The sequence below is a fragment of the Amycolatopsis stemonae genome, assembly GCF_054781455.1.
In genome coordinates this window covers 739,008-757,471 of record NZ_BAAGUJ010000003.1, presented here as the reverse complement: position 1 = coordinate 757,471, position 18,464 = coordinate 739,008, and the positions used below count along the sequence as shown (strand labels likewise).

The 18,464-nt window shown below is 71.7% G+C and carries 13 protein-coding genes; 8 read left to right on the top strand and 5 right to left on the bottom strand.

Annotated elements, in window-relative coordinates; genetic code table 11:
- Nucleotides 1-49 precede the first annotated feature (49 nt).
- From ACYVLJ_RS15325 to lgt, 4 genes are read left to right on the top strand one after another with little or no spacing between them, the layout of a single operon-like run.
- On the top strand, nucleotides 50-1,480 hold the full coding sequence (locus ACYVLJ_RS15325) for an APC family permease (RefSeq protein WP_460439071.1): 1,431 nt from the start codon (nucleotides 50-52) through the stop codon (nucleotides 1,478-1,480).
- Nucleotides 1,477-2,601 carry an amidohydrolase family protein gene (locus tag ACYVLJ_RS15320; RefSeq protein WP_460439070.1) on the top strand — a complete coding sequence of 375 codons (1,125 nt, stop codon included), beginning with the start codon at nucleotides 1,477-1,479 and terminating at the stop codon, nucleotides 2,599-2,601. The genes ACYVLJ_RS15325 and ACYVLJ_RS15320 overlap by 4 nt, the downstream gene beginning before the upstream one ends.
- Nucleotides 2,598-3,767 (top strand): M20 metallopeptidase family protein, encoded by a 1,170-nt coding sequence (locus ACYVLJ_RS15315; protein ID WP_460439069.1) that lies wholly within the window; start codon nucleotides 2,598-2,600, stop codon nucleotides 3,765-3,767. The genes ACYVLJ_RS15320 and ACYVLJ_RS15315 overlap by 4 nt, the downstream gene beginning before the upstream one ends.
- A gap of 18 nt (nucleotides 3,768-3,785) precedes the next feature.
- Nucleotides 3,786-4,766 carry a prolipoprotein diacylglyceryl transferase gene (lgt, locus tag ACYVLJ_RS15310; protein WP_460439068.1) on the top strand — a complete coding sequence of 327 codons (981 nt, stop codon included), beginning with the start codon at nucleotides 3,786-3,788 and terminating at the stop codon, nucleotides 4,764-4,766.
- Nucleotides 4,767-4,813: 47 nt separating this feature from the next.
- Here lgt and ACYVLJ_RS15305 read toward each other — a convergent pair whose 3' ends face one another.
- The 4 genes from ACYVLJ_RS15305 to ACYVLJ_RS15290 all read right to left on the bottom strand — a co-directional run bounded on the left by ACYVLJ_RS15305 (nucleotide 4,814) and on the right by ACYVLJ_RS15290 (nucleotide 7,925).
- Nucleotides 4,814-5,566, bottom strand: coding sequence for a hypothetical protein (locus ACYVLJ_RS15305; protein ID WP_460439067.1), 753 nt, complete (start codon nucleotides 5,564-5,566; stop codon nucleotides 4,814-4,816).
- Between the two features lie 8 nt (nucleotides 5,567-5,574).
- Nucleotides 5,575-6,636 (bottom strand): hypothetical protein, encoded by a 1,062-nt coding sequence (locus ACYVLJ_RS15300; RefSeq protein ID WP_451974013.1) that lies wholly within the window; start codon nucleotides 6,634-6,636, stop codon nucleotides 5,575-5,577.
- Nucleotides 6,637-6,655: 19 nt separating this feature from the next.
- On the bottom strand, nucleotides 6,656-7,039 hold the full coding sequence (locus ACYVLJ_RS15295; RefSeq protein WP_451974011.1) for a type VII secretion target: 384 nt from the start codon (nucleotides 7,037-7,039) through the stop codon (nucleotides 6,656-6,658).
- Nucleotides 7,040-7,136: 97 nt separating this feature from the next.
- The gene (locus tag ACYVLJ_RS15290) at nucleotides 7,137-7,925 is read right to left on the bottom strand and encodes an SDR family oxidoreductase (protein ID WP_460439066.1); all 789 of its coding nucleotides are present in this window, start codon (nucleotides 7,923-7,925) and stop codon (nucleotides 7,137-7,139) included.
- Between the two features lie 316 nt (nucleotides 7,926-8,241).
- On the opposite strand from ACYVLJ_RS15290, the gene gltB reads away from it, so the two are divergent.
- The 4 genes from gltB (at nucleotide 8,242) to ACYVLJ_RS15270 (ending at nucleotide 17,066) form a co-directional block, all read left to right on the top strand.
- Complete coding sequence (gene gltB / locus ACYVLJ_RS15285; protein WP_460439065.1) at nucleotides 8,242-12,795, top strand: glutamate synthase family protein; 4,554 nt, start codon at nucleotides 8,242-8,244, stop codon at nucleotides 12,793-12,795.
- Complete coding sequence (locus ACYVLJ_RS15280) at nucleotides 12,788-14,296, top strand: glutamate synthase subunit beta (RefSeq protein ID WP_460439064.1); 1,509 nt, start codon at nucleotides 12,788-12,790, stop codon at nucleotides 14,294-14,296. The genes gltB and ACYVLJ_RS15280 overlap by 8 nt, the downstream gene beginning before the upstream one ends.
- 129 nt (nucleotides 14,297-14,425) lie before the next feature.
- A complete protein-coding gene (locus ACYVLJ_RS15275) occupies nucleotides 14,426-15,313 on the top strand; it encodes a trypsin-like serine peptidase (RefSeq protein WP_460439063.1) in 888 nt (295 codons plus the stop codon).
- Nucleotides 15,314-15,674: 361 nt separating this feature from the next.
- Nucleotides 15,675-17,066 carry a class II 3-deoxy-7-phosphoheptulonate synthase gene (locus tag ACYVLJ_RS15270; RefSeq protein ID WP_451974001.1) on the top strand — a complete coding sequence of 464 codons (1,392 nt, stop codon included), beginning with the start codon at nucleotides 15,675-15,677 and terminating at the stop codon, nucleotides 17,064-17,066.
- 42 nt (nucleotides 17,067-17,108) lie between these two features.
- On the opposite strand, the gene ACYVLJ_RS15265 is transcribed toward ACYVLJ_RS15270, so the two are convergent.
- Nucleotides 17,109-18,425 (bottom strand): WS/DGAT/MGAT family O-acyltransferase, encoded by a 1,317-nt coding sequence (locus ACYVLJ_RS15265; RefSeq protein WP_460439062.1) that lies wholly within the window; start codon nucleotides 18,423-18,425, stop codon nucleotides 17,109-17,111.
- Nucleotides 18,426-18,464 lie beyond the last annotated feature (39 nt).

Genomic DNA, 18,464 nt, shown 5'->3' with positions numbered 1-18,464 from the left:
TCCCGTCGATGTTCACTTGAGGTTTCACCGCAGAAAAGAGGTGGAGATCGTGTCAGACACCGTCGAAACCCGTCCAGGGCTGCGCCGTTCCCTCTCCGTCTGGCAGGCCGTCGGCCTGTCCGTGGCGTTGATGGCCCCCAGCATGGCCGCCAACATCAACCCCCAGCAGACCGCGGCCTCCGCCGGCCGCGCCGTCCCGCTCGCCTTCCTGCTCTCGGCCGTCGGCGTGCTGCTGGTCGCCTACGGGTTCGTCAAGCTCTGCCAGTACTACCAGCACGCCGGGTCGGTGTACGCGTTCGTCGGCGCGACGCTCGGCCCGCGCGCCGGCGTGGTCTCCGGCATCGGCCTGCTCGGCACGTACACGTTCTACGCCGTCGTCACCAGCTCGGCCGCGGGCACGCTGGGCACGGCCTTCCTGACCCAGGTGGGGATCTGGCCGGACCCGCCGTCCTGGGGGCCGTTCGTGCTGACGGCCGTCGCGCTGGCCGGCGCGTGGCTGCTGGCCGTGGTGCCCGCACGCCGCGGCACCAGCACGCTGCTCGCCGTCGAAGGCGCGACGATCGCGGTGATCCTGCTGGTCACGGTCGTGATCCTGGTCCGGCTGCTGGCCGGCAACGCACCGGGCGGCCGGTTCACCCTGGACGTGTTCGTCCCGGACACCGGGATGTCCGGCGTGTTCCTCGGCGCGGTCTTCGGCTTCCTGTCCTTCGCCGGGTTCGAAGCGGCGGCGACGCTCGGCGAGGAGACCCACGACCCGAAGCGCAACATCCCGCGCGCGATCCTCGGCACGGCGATCTTCGGCGGGGTGTACTTCGTCGTGGTCACCGCGGTCGAGATGATGGCGTTCGGCGCGGACGCGACCGCGTTCCACGACTCGCCGTCCCTGCTCGGCGACCTGGGCAGCCGGTACGCGGGCGCCTGGGTCGGCGACGTCATCAGCGTGGGCGCCGCGATCAGCGCGTTCGGCTGCTGCCTGGCCTGCGTCGTCGGCGGCTCGCGGCTGCTGTTCGCCCTCGGGCGCGACGCGTTCGGCGGCCGCGGCATCGGCCGGACGTCCGGCCGCGGCACCCCGGTGGCGGCGGTGAGCGCGGTGACCGCCGCGGCGGTGCTGATCATCCTGGTGTGCGCGCTGTTCTTCGGCGCGACCGCGTCGGACACCTTCGCCTGGAGCGGTTCGATCGGGACGCTTGTCCTGCTGGTGATCTACCTGCTCACGACGGTCGGCGCGATCCTGCTGCTGTTCGTGAAGCGCCGCATGCGGGTGCCGGTGTGGCACCTCGTGTTCCCGATCGGCGCGCTCGCCGTGCTCGGGTACACCGTGTACGTCAACGTGGTGCCCTACCCGGCCGACGGCCCCGCGCGGTGGTTCCCCGTGGTGGCCGGGGCGGTGCTGGTGCTGGCCGTGATCTTGGTGCTGTCCGCGCCCGGCTTCGCTCGTAGGGTGGGGGAGAGGCTGACCACCGTGGACGGAGGCGCATGACCGACCTGCTCCCGTTCGTCGCGGACCTGCCGCTGGTGGACCACCACTGCCACGGCGTCGTCACCGAAGACGTCGCCCGCGCGGAGTTCGAGGCGATGCTGACCGAAGCGGACACGCCGTCGCCGCTCGGCACCAGCCTGTTCGACTCGCTGATCGGGCTGGCCGTGCGCGAACGCTGCGCGCCCGTGCTCGGCCTGCCGAAGCACGCGGAAGCCGCCGCCTACCTCGAACGCCGCGCCGAACTGGGCGCGGCGGAGGTGGCGCGGCGGTTCCTGCGGGCCACCGGCACGACGGACTTCCTGCTGGACGGCGGGTTCCTCCCGGACGCGCTGACCACGACGGCGGAGTTCGCGGAGCTGGCGGGCACCCGCGCGCACGACATCGTCCGGCTGGAACAGGTCGCGGAGGCGGTGATCGAGGGCACGACCGCGCAGGGGTTCGCCGCGGCCTTCGCGGACGAGCTGGGGAAACGCGCCGCGACCGCCGTCGGGCTCAAGTCGATCGCGGCCTACCGCGTCGGCCTCGACCTGGCGGGGGAGCGGCCGTCCGCGGCGGAGGTGACCGCCGCCGCCGGACGCTGGCTGCGCGCCGGAACCGTCCGGCTCGCCGACGAGGTGCTGCACCGGCACCTCGTCTGGACCGGCCTCGACCTGGGCCTGCCGGTGCAGTTCCACGTCGGCTACGGCGACTCCGACGTCGACCTGCACCGCTGCGACCCGCTGCGGCTCACCGCGCTGCTGCGGGCCACCCGGGACCTCGGCGTGCCGATCCTGCTGCTGCACAACTACCCGTTCCACCGCAACGCCGCCTACCTCGCGCAGGTCTTCGAGCACGTCTTCGCCGACGTCGGCCTGGCCACGCACAACGCGGGCTTCCGCGCGCCGGCGATCCTCGCCGAGCTGCTGGAGATCGCGCCGTTCGGCAAGGTCCTCTTCTCCACCGACGCGTTCGGCCTGGCCGAGCTGTACCACCTGGGCACCGCCCTGTTCCGGCAGGGACTTTCGGACTTCCTGCGCGCCGCGCTCGACGCCGGTGCGATGTCCGAAGTGGACGCCGTCCGGCTGTGTGCTTTGGTGGGACACGAGAACGCGAAGAGGATCTACCGCTGGGAGCACGCGTGAACGACCTCTGGGACCGCTGGACGCGGGCCATCGCCGACGAGCTGCCCGCCGCCGTCGAGCTGCGGCACGCGGTGCACGCCGACCCGCGCGGCTCCGGCGACGAGGAGGACACCGCCCGACTGGTCGCCGCCGCGCTGGGCGCCGGTGACGGCACCCGCGTCGCCAAGACCGGCCGCGCGATCCCGCTGCCGGGCGGCGACGGGCCGGTCGTCGCGCTGCGGGCCGAGCTCGACGCCCTCCCGGTGCTGGAGGGCACCGGCGTGGCGTGGGCGTCGGAGAACGGCCTGATGCACGCCTGCGGCCACGACGTCCACCTGGCCGCGCTGGTCGCGGTCTGCCGCGCGGCGGTCCGCGTCGGCGTCCCGCGGCCGATCCTGGCGCTGCTGCAGCCGCGGGAGGAGACGTCGCCGCCGGGCGCGCTCGACATCGTCGAGTCCGGCGTCCTGGCCGAGGCCGGGGTGGCCGCGGTGATCGGCGCGCACGTCCAGCCGCGGATCGCGCACGGCGTCGTCGCGGCGGTGCCGGGCCCGGTGAACGCGTCCACCGACGAGTTCGAGGTGACGATGCACGGCCAGGGCGGCCACGCCGGCTACCCGCACCTGCTGCGCGACCCGATCCTGGCGCTCTCGCAGCTGGTCGTGAGCCTGCAGCAGCTCGCGTCGCGGCGGATCGACCCGGTGTTCGGCGCGGTCTGCTCGGTCGGCCGGATCCAGGGCGGCGCGGCCGCCAACGTCGTCCCGAACAGCGCGAGCGCGTTCGGTTCGCTGCGCCTGATGCGGGCCGAGGACCGCGAGACGGCGCTGGAAGCGCTCGCCGAGATCGTGCACGGCACGGCGAAGGCGCACGGCTGCACCGCCGAGCTGGAGATCAGCCCGTGCGAGCCGGTGCTCGCCAACGACCCGGAGCTGGCCACGGGCGCGCAGCGCTGGCTGGCGCACGCCGGCTTCACCGTCGACGACGGGTTCCGCTCGTTCGGCGCCGACGACTTCGCCCACTACTGCGGCGGGAAGACGCGCGGCCTGATGCTCTTCGTCGGCCTCGGCGACACCGCCGGCGTGCCCAGCCTGCACGACGAACGGTTCCTCCCGCGCGACCAAGCCGTGGTCCAGGTGGCGCACGCGCTGGTGGCGGGGTACCTGGCCGCTGTGGATGCGGAGACGAGCTAGCGCTACGGTGGCCGCGTGATGAGCGCCTACCTCGCGACGATCCCCAGCCCCGACCGCGGGGTCTGGCACCTCGGGCCGATCCCGATCCGCGCGTACGCCCTCTGCATCATCGCCGGCATCATCGTGGCGATCTGGTGGGGTGAGCGGCGCTGGGCCGCTCGCGGCGGCACCAAGGGCACGGTGATCGACGTCGCCGTGTTCGCCGTGCCGTTCGGCCTGGTCGGCGGCCGGTTGTACCACGTGATCACCGACCCCGAGCTGTACTTCACCGAGGGCAAGAACCCCTGGAACGCGTTCGCGATCTGGGACGGCGGCCTCGGCATCTGGGGCGCCATCGCCCTCGGCGGCGTGGGCGCGCTCATCGCCTGCCGCCGCAAGGGCATCCCGCTGCCGGCGATGGCGGACGCGATCGCCCCCGGCATCGTCGTCGCGCAGGCCATCGGCCGCATCGGCAACTACTTCAACCAGGAGCTCTACGGCGCGCACACCGACCTGCCGTGGGGCCTGGAGGTCTACCAGCGCTTCAACCCGGACGACCCGAACAACCTGCTCAACGGCGTCGCGACCGGGCACATCCCGCTGCCGGAGAGCCCGGTCCACCCGACGTTCCTGTACGAGCTGATCTGGAACCTGCTGGTCGCGCTGCTCGTGGTGTGGGCCGACCGGAAGTTCAAGCTCGGGCACGGCCGGGCGTTCGCGCTGTACGTCGCGGGCTACACCGTGGGCCGCGGCTGGATCGAGATGATGCGGACCGACACCGCGAACCACATCCTCGGCCTGCGGGTGAACGTCTGGACGTCGATCCTGCTGTTCGCGGGCGCGGTGGCGTACTTCGTGCTCGCCGCCAAGCGCGGGCCGCGGGAGTCGCCGGAGTCGCTGCGGAGCAAGGACGCCGTGGCCGAGGCACCCGCCGACGCGGAGCCGGAGCCCGAGCACGCCGGCGTGCCGGCCGACAAGCCGGGCGAGGACGCCCCGGAGGAGAAACCGGCCGAAAGCTGACCCGACGGCGAAGGCCCCACGCGGATCGCGTGGGGCCTTCGCCGTGTTCAGCTCAGGAAGGAGCCGCCGAAGTAGTCGTCGTCCGCCGGGCTGTCGCGCCGGGTGCGCCGCTCGGGGGCCGAGGGCGGGGGAGCGGTGTCCTCGGCGAGCGGGTCGGCGAAGTCGTCGTCCTCCCACTCCGGCTCACGCCGGTGCCGCGCGGGCGGCTCCGGTTCCGGCCGCGCCGGGGGCTCGGACTGCGGTTCGGTGGACCACCGGCCGGAGGGCCCGCCCGGCCGGCCGGGGTCGGCGGGCGGCTCGGGGGCGCGGCCGCTCGCCAGCGGGTCGTCGGGCGAGTAGCCGGCCGGTGCGGCGGGCCCGGCCGCGTACGGCGAGCGACCGGTGTCGGCCAAGGGGTCGGCGGGGCGGCCGCCGGTACGCGCCTCGAGCACCTCGTCGGGCGTCGCGCCTTCCCGGATCTCCTCGTACATCTCGTGGGCTTCGCCGAGCCGGCCCATGGCGAGCGCGCGGACCTCGGGGTCGGCGAACGCCTTGCCGGAGGCGACGTCCTCCCACGAGAGCTCGCCGGCGTCGACCTTCCGCTTGAGCAGGCGCAGCTGCGGCGGCGCGTCCGGCCGGGCCGCGGCGGCCTGCAGCGCCGCGATCTTCTCGGGCGACGCGGTCCGCTCGACCGGCGGCAGCTGGAGCTTCTCCAGATCCTTGAGCAGCTGACGCGACTTGCTCACGCTGCGGTCCAGTGCGGACTCGGCTTCCCGGATGGCCGCGGTCTTCCACGCGTCCGGCGGGGTGGGCTGGGACATGGGTTCTCCTAGTCGATTCGTCCGCTGATGCGCCCGCTGGCCGGGTGGCCGGCGGTGACCCGCTGCCGGCGTTCCTCCCGGCGCTCCTTGGTCTCTTCCTTGCGCTCGCGGTGCTCTTCGACGCCTTCCTTCGCCTTGTCCTTGATGTCGTGGACCCCGCCGGAGATGCTCTTCGCGTCGTCCTTGACGTCGCCGACGTCGCCGGCGATGCCCTTGCCGATGTCGAAGAGGTCGCCGACGTTCTGCACGTCCTTGATCTTCGCCAGCTGCGACCCGATGTCCTTCAGCGAGTTCCAGAGGTCGCCGACCTTTTCGACGATGTCCTTGATCATGTCGATGATCGAGATCAGCGCGTCGATCAGCGGGATGATCTCGCTGAGGGCGGTGATCGCGTCGGCCACCCAGCCGGCGATTGGCACGCACGCCTCGGCGGCCATCACCAGCAGCCGGTCGATCAGGCTCTTGAGCAGGTCGAGCGCCTTCGCGGCGAGCTTCTTCGACGTCTCGGAGAGCAGGTCGAAGCCCTTGGCGATGAGCTCGGCGATCCCGGCTTCGGCGGCCAGGCCGGCCTTCCAGCCGAGGTCGATGTACGCCTTGTGCGCCAGCGACGCCGGGCCGGTCCAGTGCTCGCCGAGCACCTTCTCGTTCTCCGACATCACCACCGACAGCGCCTTCACCGTCTCGCCGATGTTGCGCCACGCCACCGCGTCCGCCGACATCTTGGAGAAGTCCCCGGTCAGCGGCTCGATGAACTGCTGGGTCAGCGTGGTGCCGGTGATCTTCTGGTACACCCACTCGACGGCCAGCACCTCGACGCCGGCGTCCTTGACCAGGTCCTGGACGTCCTCGCCGGAGGTGTCTTCCGGCTTCTGCAGGGGCTCGGTGACCGAGCTGCCGTCGTCGAAGCCGTACGACGTCTGCGCACCCGGGCCCGGCGCGGACGAGTGCTCCTTGGGTTCGTCGCCGCCGTCGTCCTTCTTCTTCTTGCCTTCGGGCTTCTCGTCTTCGTCCTTCTTCTTTTTCGGCTTGTCCTTCGTGGACGCTCCGCCATGGTGTCCGGTCTTGGCCACGTCGTTCCCCTCGTCTGCGTCAGGCCGGGTGCGGCATCGTCGGGAAGTCGTCGGGCACGCCGCCCGGCTCGCCGGGCGCGCCGCCCCGCGCCTCGAGCTTCGCGCGCAGCTCGTCGAGCATCTTCTTGGCGTTCTCGTCGTGCGTCGCGTAGGCGTTCGCCGCCGACTGGACGCCCTGGCTCAGCGAGCTCAGCCGGGAGTGCCCGAACTTCAGCGTCTCGCCGTAGAGGTTCCCGACCAGGTCGACGACCGGCTGCAGCACCGTGAACAGGCCGGTGAAGCCGGACTTGTCGCACGCCGTCGAGCGCATGTACTCGTCGATCTTGGTCACGGCCTGGTGCAGGCCGTCGACGACCTGGGCGTACTCGCGCATCGCCGCGGGGTCGACTTCGAAGTCGGCCACGGATCTCCCCCTCGCTGTCCCCTGATGATCCCTCGGTCGGGCAACACTATGACACCAGGTGGACACGGGGCGTGGGTGGTTCGGCGAAAAAGGCCGGTCAGGCCAGGTCGGGCAGGCCCAGCTCAAGGTTGGGGGCCTGCAGGCCGCCGTCGACTTCGAGGATCTTGCCGGTGAGGTAGCCGCCGGCCCGCGACGCCAGGAACACCACGGTCGCCGCGATGTCCTCGGCCTCGCCGATGCGCTTCAGCGGGGTCGCGGACTCCATCTTCTCCCGCAGCTCCGGGTTGCCGGCGACGATCTCCAGTGCCGACGTCAGGACCGAGCCGACCGAGATCGCGTTGACCCGCACCCGGGGCGCCAGGTCGGCGGCCGCCAGGCGCGTGTAGTGGGCCAGCGCCGCCTTCGCCGTTCCGTAGGCCGCGAAGCCGCGGCCGGACACCCGGCCCATCACCGACGAGATGTTGACGACCGAACCGCCGGTCTCCACCAAGGACGGTGCCGCCGCCGTCGTCAGCGCGTGCGCGGTCGCGACGTTGAAGCGGAAGGCCTCTTCCAGGAACTCGGGCGTGGTCTCCAGCAGGGGCCGGGGGTAGGTGCCGCCGACGTTGTTGACCACCAGGTCGAGCCGGCCGAACTCGGCGACCGCGACGGACGCCAGCTTCGCGGCGGCGGCCGGGTCGGAGAGGTCGGCGGGCACGACGTGCGCGCGCCGGCCGGCCGCCGCGACGTGTGCCGCGACCTCCGAGAGCTGGGCTTCGGTGCGGGAGGCGATGACCACGTCGGCGCCCGCTTCGGCGAGGGCCACGGCCGTGGCCGCGCCGATCCCGCGCCCCGCGCCGGTGACCACGGCGACCTGGTCGGTGAGCTTGAACCGGTCGAGGATCATGCGCCGAAATGTAACACGTTCTAGTGACCGGCGGCACACTTCGGGGCTGCCGCGTCGGGCCCGTCACGTTAAGCTTGACGCGAGTTTCCGGGACGTATACTTAGCACAGCGAACTACCGGGAACCCATCAGGAACTACGTCGTTCCGCGCAGCCAGATCGTTACCGTCCGACGTCGCTCGGGGCGCTCTGAACGGGTGCTGCCATGTTTCCCAGGTGTTAAAGTCGCGCTAACAAGCGGGCCATCGTCGTCCCGTGCGCTCCCCGGCCGGTAGCCCGGCCCCGCACGACAGACGAGACGACGAAGGAGGTCCCTTCATGATCTTCTCCGCCATGCCCGGCAAGCAGGGTCTTTACGACCCGGAGACCGAACAGGACTCCTGCGGTGTGGCCATGGTGGCCGACATCCGCGGGCGCCGCTCCCACGGCATCGTCACCGACGGCCTGGCCGCGCTGACCAACCTCGACCACCGCGGCGCCGCCGGCGCCGAACCGACCAGCGGCGACGGCGCCGGCATCCTGCTGCAGCTGCCTGACACGCTGCTGCGCGCCGAAGCCGGCTTCCCGCTCCCCGAACCCGACGAGCACGGGCACCACACCTACGCCGCCGGCATCGCGTTCCTCCCCGAAGACGCCGAGCAGCGCCGCAAGGCCGTCGAGCTCGCGGAACGCATCGCCGTCGAAGAAGGACTGGAGGTCCTCGGCTGGCGCGAGGTCCCCGTCGACGCCGACCGCGCCGACATCGGCCCGACCGCCCGCTCGGTCATGCCGCACTTCGCGATGCTTTTCGTCAGTGGCGACGGGAAAGCGGACCTCGAGCTCGACCGCCTCGCCTTCTGCCTGCGCAAGCGCGTCGAGCACGAGAGCGCGAACTCGGGCTGTGGCACGTACTTCCCGTCGCTGTCCTCGCGAACCATCGTCTACAAGGGCATGGTCACGCCGGAGCAGCTGCCCGCGTTCTTCGCCGACCTGCGCGACGAGCGGCTGGAAAGCGCCATCGCGCTGGTGCACTCCCGCTTCTCCACCAACACGTTCCCGTCGTGGCCGCTGGCCCACCCGTTCCGGTTCGTGGCCCACAACGGCGAGATCAACACCATCCGCGGCAACCGCAACCGCATGCGGGCCCGCGAGGCGCTGCTGGAGTCCGAGCTCCTGCCCGGCGACCTGACCCGGCTCTTCCCGATCTGCTCGCCGGACGCGTCGGACTCGGCGTCCTTCGACGAGGTCCTGGAGCTGCTGCACCTCGGCGGCCGGTCGCTGCCGCACGCGGTGCTGATGATGATCCCGGAGGCGTGGGAAAACCACGCGACGATGAAGCCGGAACGCCGCGCGTTCTACCAGTTCCACGCGAGCCTGATGGAGCCGTGGGACGGCCCGGCGTGCGTCACCTTCACCGACGGCACCCTGGTCGGGGCGGTCCTGGACCGCAACGGCCTCCGTCCCGCGCGCTGGTGGCGCACGGCCGACGACCGCGTCGTGCTCGCCAGCGAGGCCGGCGTCCTCGACGTCGCACCGAAGGACGTCGTGGCCAAGGGGCGCCTCAAGCCCGGCCGGATGTTCCTCGTGGACACCGAAGCCGGCCGGATCGTGGACGACGAAGAGGTCAAGTCCGCGCTCGCCGGGAAGCTCCCGTACGAGGGCTGGCTGCACGCCGGGCTGCTGAAGCTCGCCGAGCTGCCCGACCGCGACCACGTCGTGCAGAGCCACGACTCGGTGCTGCGCCGCCAGCTTTCCTTCGGCTACACCGAAGAAGAGCTGAAGATCCTCCTCGCGCCGATGGCCGAGAAGGGCGCCGAGCCGATCGGTTCGATGGGCTCGGACACCCCGCCCGCGGTGCTGTCGAAGCGATCCCGGCTGCTCTACGACTACTTCAAGCAGAACTTCGCGCAGGTGACCAACCCGCCGCTGGACGCGATCCGCGAAGAGCTCGTCACGTGCATGGCGCGGATCATGGGCCCGGAGCGCAACCTCCTGGCCCCGGGGCCGGCGTCCTGCCGCCACCTCAAGCTGCCGTACCCGGTCATCGACAACGACGAGCTCGCCAAGCTCATCCACATCAACGACGACGGCGACCTGCCCGGCTTCGCCTGCAGCGTCCTTTCCGGACTGTACGAAGTGGACGGCGGCGCCGAGGCGCTGGCGGGCGCGATCGAGCGCGTCCGGCGGGAGGCGTCCGAGGCGATCGCCGCCGGCGCGCGCACGCTGGTGCTGTCCGACCGCGACTCCGACCACCGGATGGCGCCGATCCCGTCGCTGCTGCTGGTCTCCGCGGTGCACCACCACCTGGTCCGCACCAAGGAACGCCTGCGCGTCGCGCTGGTCGTCGAATCCGGTGACGCGCGCGAGGTGCACCACATCGCGCTGCTGCTCGGCTACGGCGCCGCCGCGGTCAACCCGTACCTGGCCTTCGAGACCATCGAGGACATGATCGGGCAGGGCGCGGTCACCGGCATCGAGGCGGGCAAGGCGGTCCGCAACTACGTGCAGGCGCTCGTCAAGGGCGTCCTGAAGATCATGTCCAAGATGGGCATCTCGACGGTCGGCGCGTACACCGCCGCCCAGGTCTTCGAGTCCCTCGGCCTCGGCCAGGACCTGCTCGACGAGTACTTCACCGGCACGTCGTCGAAGCTCGGCGGCGTCGGCCTGGAGGTGCTCGCCGAAGAGGTCGCCGTCCGGCACCGCCGCGCGTACCCGGACAACCCGACCGAGCGGGTCCACCGCGGACTCGAGACCGGCGGCGAGTACGCCTACCGCCGCGAGGGCGAGCTGCACCTGTTCACCCCGGAGACGGTGTTCCTGCTGCAGCACGCGTCCAAGACCGGCCGGGACGAGGTGTACCGCAAGTACACCGACGAAGTGCACCGCCTCTACCGCGAGGGCGGCACGCTGCGCGGGCTGTTCTCGTTCCGCAACGGCGTGCGCGAGCCGATCCCGCTCGACGAGGTCGAGCCCGCGGAGGCGATCTTCAAGCGCTTCAACACCGGCGCGATGTCGTACGGCTCGATTTCGGCCGAGGCGCACGAAACCCTGGCCATCGCGATGAACCGCATCGGCGGCCGGTCCAACACCGGTGAGGGCGGCGAAGATCCCGAGCGGCTCTACGACCCCGAGCGCCGCAGCGCGATCAAGCAGGTCGCATCCGGCCGCTTCGGCGTCACCAGCGAGTACCTGGTCAACGCCGACGACATCCAGATCAAGATGGCGCAGGGCGCGAAGCCCGGCGAGGGCGGTCAGCTGCCGCCGAACAAGGTGTACCCGTGGATCGCGCGGACCCGGCACTCCACGCCGGGCGTCGGCCTCATTTCGCCGCCGCCGCACCACGACATCTACTCCATCGAGGACCTGGCCCAGCTGATCCACGACCTCAAGAACGCCAACGAGCACGCCCGCATCCACGTGAAGCTGGTGTCCTCTTTGGGCGTCGGCACCGTCGCGGCCGGTGTGTCCAAGGCGCACGCGGACGTCGTGCTCATCTCGGGCCACGACGGCGGCACCGGCGCGTCCCCGATGAACTCGCTCAAGCACGCGGGCACGCCGTGGGAGATCGGCCTCGCCGAGACCCAGCAGACGTTGCTGCTCAACGGGTTGCGCGACCGGATCACCGTGCAGGTGGACGGCGCCATGAAGACCGGGCGCGACGTGGTGATCGCGGCGCTGCTCGGCGCCGAGGAGTACGGCTTCGCGACGGCCCCCCTCGTCGTCGCGGGGTGCATCATGATGCGCGTCTGCCACCTCGACACCTGCCCGGTCGGCGTCGCCACGCAGAGCCCCGAGCTGCGCAAGCGCTACACCGGCCAGGTCGAGCACGTCGTCAACTTCTTCAAGTTCGTCGCGGAAGAGGTCCGGGAAACCCTGGCGTCGCTGGGCTTCCGCACGCTCGACGAGGCCATCGGCCACGCCGAGCTGCTGAACACCGACGAGGCCGTCGACCACTGGAAGGCGTCCGGGCTGGACCTGGCGCCGATCTTCGAGATGCCGTCCGAGACGCCGTACGGCGGCGCGAAGCGGCGCACCCGCGGCCAGGACCACGGCCTCGAGCACGCCCTGGACCGCACGCTCATCCAGCTCGCCGAGGCGGCGCTGGAGGACGCGCACCCGGTGCGGCTCGAACTGCCGGTGCGCAACGTCAACCGGACCGTCGGCACGCTGCTCGGCTCGGAGATCACCCGCCGCTACGGCGGCGACGGCCTGCCCGAGGACACGATCCACGTGCTGCTCACCGGGTCGGCGGGCCAGTCGCTCGGCGCGTTCCTGCCGCGCGGGCTCACCCTCGACATGGTCGGCGACGCGAACGACTACGTCGGCAAGGGCCTGTCCGGCGGGCGGATCGTCGTGCGCCCCGACCCGGAGGCCGCGTTCGCCGCGGAAGCCCAGACGATCGCGGGCAACACGATCGCCTACGGCGCGACGGCCGGCGAGATCTTCCTGCGCGGCCAGGTCGGCGAGCGGTTCTGCGTCCGCAACTCCGGCGCCACGGTCGTCGCCGAGGGCGTCGGCGACCACGCCTTCGAGTACATGACCGGCGGCCGCGCGGTGGTGCTCGGCCCGACCGGGCGGAACCTGGCGGCCGGCATGTCCGGCGGCATGGCGTTCGTGCTCGACGTCGACCGCAGGAAGGTCAACCAGGACATGGTGGACCTGCTCAAGCCGACCGCCGACGACCTGGCGTGGCTCAAGAAAACCGTGCAACAGCACTACGATCTCACCCGCTCCGCGGTGGCCGCGTCGCTGCTCGGCGACTGGCCGCGCCGTTCGGTGGCGTTCACCAAGGTGATGCCGCGTGACTACCAGCGGGTCCTGGACGCGGCGAAGGCGGCCAAGGCCGCCGGCCGCGACGTCGACGAGGCGATCATGGAGGCCGCTCGTGGCTGACCCGACCGGTTTCCTGAAGTTCGAGCGCGAAGAGCCGAAGAAGAAGTCCTACGAGGAACGGCTTTCCTCGTGGGGCGAGGTCTACGCGGACGTCGACCCGGGCGAGCGCAACGAAAAGGTGCGCAAGCAGGCGTCGCGGTGCATGGACTGCGGCATCCCGTTCTGCCACTCCGGCGGCTCCGGCTGCCCGCTGGGCAACCTGATCCCGGAGTGGAACGACCTGGTCCGCCGCGGCGACTGGGCCGCGGCGAGCGACCGGCTGCACGCCACCAACAACTTCCCGGAGTTCACCGGGAAGCTGTGCCCGGCGCCGTGCGAGGCGGGCTGCGTCCTGTCGATCTCGCCGCTGTCCGGCGGGCCGGTGGCGATCAAGCGCGTCGAGCAGACGATCGCCGACCAGTCCTGGGAAGCGGGGTACGTCCAGCCGCAGGTGTCGGAGGAGTCCACCGGGCAGCGCGTCGCGGTCGTCGGCTCCGGCCCGGCCGGGCTCGCCGCCGCCCAGCAGCTGACCCGCGCCGGCCACGAGGTCACGGTGTTCGAGCGCGACGACCGCCTCGGCGGCCTGCTGCGCTACGGCATCCCCGAGTTCAAGATGGAGAAGAAGGTCCTCGACCGCCGCCTCGCGCAGCTGCGCAAGGAGGGCACCAAGTTCGTCACGGGCTGCGAGGTCGGCGTCGACCTTTCGGTGGAGGACCTGCGCGCGCAGTACGACGCCGTCGTGCTCGCGGTCGGCGCGCTGCGCGGCCGCGACGACACGACGACGCCCGGCCGCGAGCTGGGCGGCATCCACCTGGCGATGGAGCACCTGGTGCCGGCCAACAAGTACGTCGAGGGCGACGGCCCGTCGCCGATCGACGCGCGCGGCAAGCACGTGGTCATCATCGGCGGCGGCGACACGGGCGCGGACTCCTACGGCACCGCGACCCGCCAGGGCGCGCTGTCGGTGACGCAGCTCGACCAGTACCCGACCCCGCCGTCCACCCGCGACGACGACCGCTCGCCGTGGCCGACGTGGCCGTACATCCTGCGCACCTACCCGGCGCACGAGGAGGCCGGCGAGCGCAAGTTCGCGGTGGCGGTCAAGCGGTTCGTCGGCAACGCGGAAGGCCGCGTGACGGCGGTCGAGCTGCAGCAGGTCCGCGTCCGGAAGGACCCGGCGACGGGCCGCCGCGAGGTGACCCCGGTCGGCGACGAGGTCGAGACGCTCCCGGCGGACCTGGTCCTGCTGGCGATCGGCTTCGAGGGTGTCGAGGAGATGCCGCTGCTGTCCGAGCTGGGCCTGTCGCTGACCCGCCGCGGCACGCTGTCGTGCGGCGCGGACTGGCAGACGGAGACACCGGGGGTGTTCGTCTGCGGCGACGCCCACCGCGGCGCCTCGCTGGTGGTCTGGGCCATCGCGGAAGGCCGTTCGGTCGCCAACGCGGTCGACGCCTTCCTGACCGGTGCCTCGGACCTCCCGGCGCCGGTGCACCCGACGGCGTTGCCGCTCGCGGTCGTCTGATCGACACTGTCCGCCGTTCGGCCGTACCCAGTACGGCCGAACGGTGGATGTGTGTGCGTAACCGGGCAACTACTTTCGAGTAGCCATGTCGCTTTTGCGAACATTTGCCGGTTGCGGAAGGTGGGCGTCTTGAAGCACACGACCCTCCGGGCAGCGGTGGTCACCGCGGTCCTCGCCCTCGCATTCACCCTGGTCGGCGCCCCGGCGCAGGCCGCACCGAGATCGTTCTGGACGGCCGCCGCGATGCGGGCCGCCGTGCCGATGGACAAGCTCGTCAAGGCTCCCCGCGTCACACCGAAGGAGGTCGCCCGCGGGAAGAGCGCGGTCATCCGGAGCATCCCCAACGGCGGAGGCGTGTGGACCGGCGGCGGCCAGGTCACGCACACCGCCGGCCGCGTGTTCTTCCTCTTCGACGGCCAGAAGGCCTCCTGCTCCGGGGACGCCGTCACCAGCGCGAACAGCAGCGTCGTCGTCACCGCCGGGCACTGCGTGAAGTACCAGGGCACCTGGCACACGCAGTGGACGTTCGTCCCCGGCTACGACAACGGCAACGCGCCCTACGGCCAGTGGACGGCGAAGTCCACGCTGACCACGCCGCAGTGGGAAGCCGGCGAGGACATGAACTACGACGTCGGCATGGCCGTCGTGAACCCGCTGAACGGGCAGAAGCTCACCGACGTCGTCGGCGCCCAGGGCATCGCCTTCAACCAGCCGAAGAACCAGAGCATGTACACCTTCGGCTATCCGGCGCAGGCGCCCTACGACGGGACCAAGCTGGACTACTGCAGCGGCAGCACGTTCACCGACTTCCTGCTGACGAAGGACCACGGCATGCGGTGCGACATGACCGGCGGGTCCAGCGGCGGGCCGTGGTTCCTGTCGTTCAGCGAAGCCAGCGGCACCGGTGTCCAGGCTTCGGTGAACAGCTTCGGCTACACCTTCCTGCCGGGCTACATGTTCGGGCCGTACTTCGGCACCGACGTGCAGAACCTGTACAACCGCGCGCAAGGCGGGTGACGTCCGCGCGCGCCCGGTGGGCGCGAGTCCGAAGTGGACATCCTGCCCGGACTACGGCGTGACGCCGTCGCCCAGGGCCGGCCTCGACTACACGCACCCCGGCCGCACCATCGAGCTGACCCTCTCCCGGCAGGCGCCGCGGCGTGCTGCTGATGAACCCCGGCGGCCGGGCAGTCCTGCGGACGGGTCCTGCCGTCCCGGCTGAACGACGTCCGCATGGCGGGAGCCGGGTTCTCCCGCCGTGCGGACTTCCGTGACCCGGATCAGGAGTCCCCAGCTCAGCACCGCACATCTGGGGTCATGCCAGCTCAGAGGCGAACCGGGCGAAGCCGAGGACGGCGCGAACCCTATCCTGGTGTTCGTGAACTGGACTGTGGACGTCCCCGTCGACACCCTGCCCGAACTGCCGCCGCTGCCGCCCGAGCTGCGCGCGCGGCTCGACAAGGCGCTGGCCCTGCCGGCCGCGCAACAGCCGGAGTGGCCCGACCCGGACGCCACCCGCCGGGTCCGCGGCGTGCTCGAGAGCGTGCCGCCGATCACCGTCCCCAACGAGATCGACCGCCTCAAGGAGCGGCTGGCCATGGTCGCCCGCGGCGAGGCCTTCCTCCTCCAGGGCGGTGACTGCGCGGAGACGTTCGAGTCCAACACCGAGCCGCACATCCGCGCCAACCTGCGCACGCTGCTGCAGATGGCGGTCGTGCTGACCTACGGCGCGAGCCTCCCGGTCGTGAAGGTCGGCCGCATCGCCGGCCAGTACGCGAAGCCGCGTTCGGCCGCGACGGACGCGCTGGGCCTGCCGGTCTACCGCGGCGACATCATCAACTCGCTGGTCGCGAAGCCCGAGCTGCGCGTGCCGGACCCCGGGCGGATGATCCGCGCCTACGCGAACGCGGGCGCGGCGATGAACCTGGTCCGCGCCCTGACCGGCGCCGGCATGGCCGACCTGCACCAGGTGCACGACTGGAACAAGGACTTCGTCTCGGCGTCGCCGGCGGCGCAGCGCTTCGAGGCACTGGCCAACGAGATCGACCGCGGCCTGCGGTTCATGTCGGCGTGCGGCGTCACCGACACGTCCCTGCAGTCGACGGAGATCTTCGCCAGCCACGAAGCGCTGCTGCTCGACTACGAGCGGTCGATGCTGCGCCTGGACAAGGCCGACGCGGCGAACCCGAAGCTGTACAACCTGTCGTCGCACTTCCTCTGGATCGGCGAGCGGACCCGCCAGCTGGACGGTGCGCACATCGCGTTCGCCGAGCTGCTGGCCAACCCGATCGGGCTCAAGATCGGCCCGACGACCACGCCCGAGCAGGCGCTGGAGTACGTCGAGCGGCTCGACCCGCGCTTCGAGCCGGGCCGGCTGACGCTCATCTCCCGGATGGGCAACGGCAAGGTCCGCGAGGTGCTGCCGGCGATCGTGGAGAAGGTCGAAGCGTCCGGGCACAAGATCATCTGGCAGTGCGACCCGATGCACGGCAACACGCACGAGTCGTCGACCGGCTACAAGACCCGCCACTTCGACCGCATCGTCGACGAGGTCCAGGGCTTCTTCGAGGTGCACAACCAGCTGGGCAGCTACCCGGGCGGCATCCACGTGGAGCTGACGGGCGAGGACGTCACGGAGTGCCTGGGCGGCGCCCAGGAGATCTCGGACATCGACCTCTCGGGCCGCTACGAGACGGCCTGCGACCCGCGGCTGAACACGCAGCAGTCCCTGGAGCTGGCGTTCCTGGTCGCGGAGATGCTCCGCGGCTGATATTCGTGCCGGACGTCCCGAGGCCACCTCGGGGCGTCCGGGTCAGGAAGCGTCGACCAGCTGGGCCGCGGACTTCAGCACCGCGTCCCGCAGCGAGCCGACGTCCGGCACCGCTTCGCCGTTGACCTGCAGTCCGATGTGGACCGAGTCGCGGTACGTCGCCACCGCGATGCCGACCGCGTGGCGCGGGGCCAGCGGGACGAACGGGTAGACCTCCGCCAGGCGGGCGCCGCCCAGGGACAGCCGCGCCGGGGGCAGCGGGACCGTCGTGACCACCAGGTCGAACAGCATCGGCGCGGCCTGGCCCGCCCTGCGCGTGCCCAGGCGGTGCAGCAGCGGCGGGACGCGGTCGGCCAGCAGCGGCAGCGCGCCGGCGCCGCGGCTCGGGCCCGCCGCCTTGTTGCGCGTCATCGCGCGCCGGACCACCCGCAGGCGCTCGACCGGGTCGTCCTCGCCGACCGGCAGGTCGCAGAGGTACCCCGAGAGCTTGTTGCCGCCGAGCGGGTCGCCCGTCCGGCCGCGCACGCTCACCGGGATCAGCGCGCGCAGCGTGCGGCCGTCGGCGCGGTGGCCGCGGTTCACCAGCCAGCCGCGCAGTGCGCCGGAAAGCACCGCCAGCACGACGTCGTTGGTCGTGCCGCCGTGGGCCTGGCGGACCCGGCGCAGCTCCTTCAGCGGCAGCCGGACGAATCCGAGCCGTCGCTCGGCCGACGCCGGCGCCGAGATCGGCGAGAGCGGCGGCCGCGCGGCCCGCACGAGCGACGACGCGATCCCGGCCGTCTCGTTCGCCTGGCCCCAGACCGTGCCCAGCGCGTCCTTCACCGTGTCCAAAGTGGACCGTGGGGCCGGGATCCGCGGCGTGGCCGAAGTGGCGCGCAGCGGCAGTTCGACGCCGTCGAGCAGGCCGGCCGTGACCGCGTACGCGCCCGCGCCGTCCGTGAGCGCGTGGTGCAGCTTGAGCAGCAGGGCGAACTTCCCGTCCGGCAGCCCGGTGGCCAGGGTGAGCTGCCACAGCGGCCGGGACGTGTCGAGCGGCTCGGCGATCCACCGCGACGCGTACGCGGCGAGCGGGTCCGGTTCGTACAACGTGCTGAGCGCGACGTGGTGAATGTGGTCGGCCGCAACGAAATCCGGGTCGTCGGCCCAGCTCGCCGCACCCGGCGGGAACAGCTCCGCGCGCGCCCGCTGGCGCAGCTTCGGCAGCTCGGCGGCCCGCTGCGCCAGGAGCGCGGTCAACGCTTCGGGGTCCACCGGGCCGCGAGCGGTGAACGTGACCACCGCTCCCATGTGCATCGGGGAGGTTTCGCTTTCCAGGCAAAGGAAAGCGACGTCGAGTGCGCTGAGCGGCGAGCCAGCCATATGCGACCTTTCCGGGTTCGCGGGTGCACGGCCACGTGC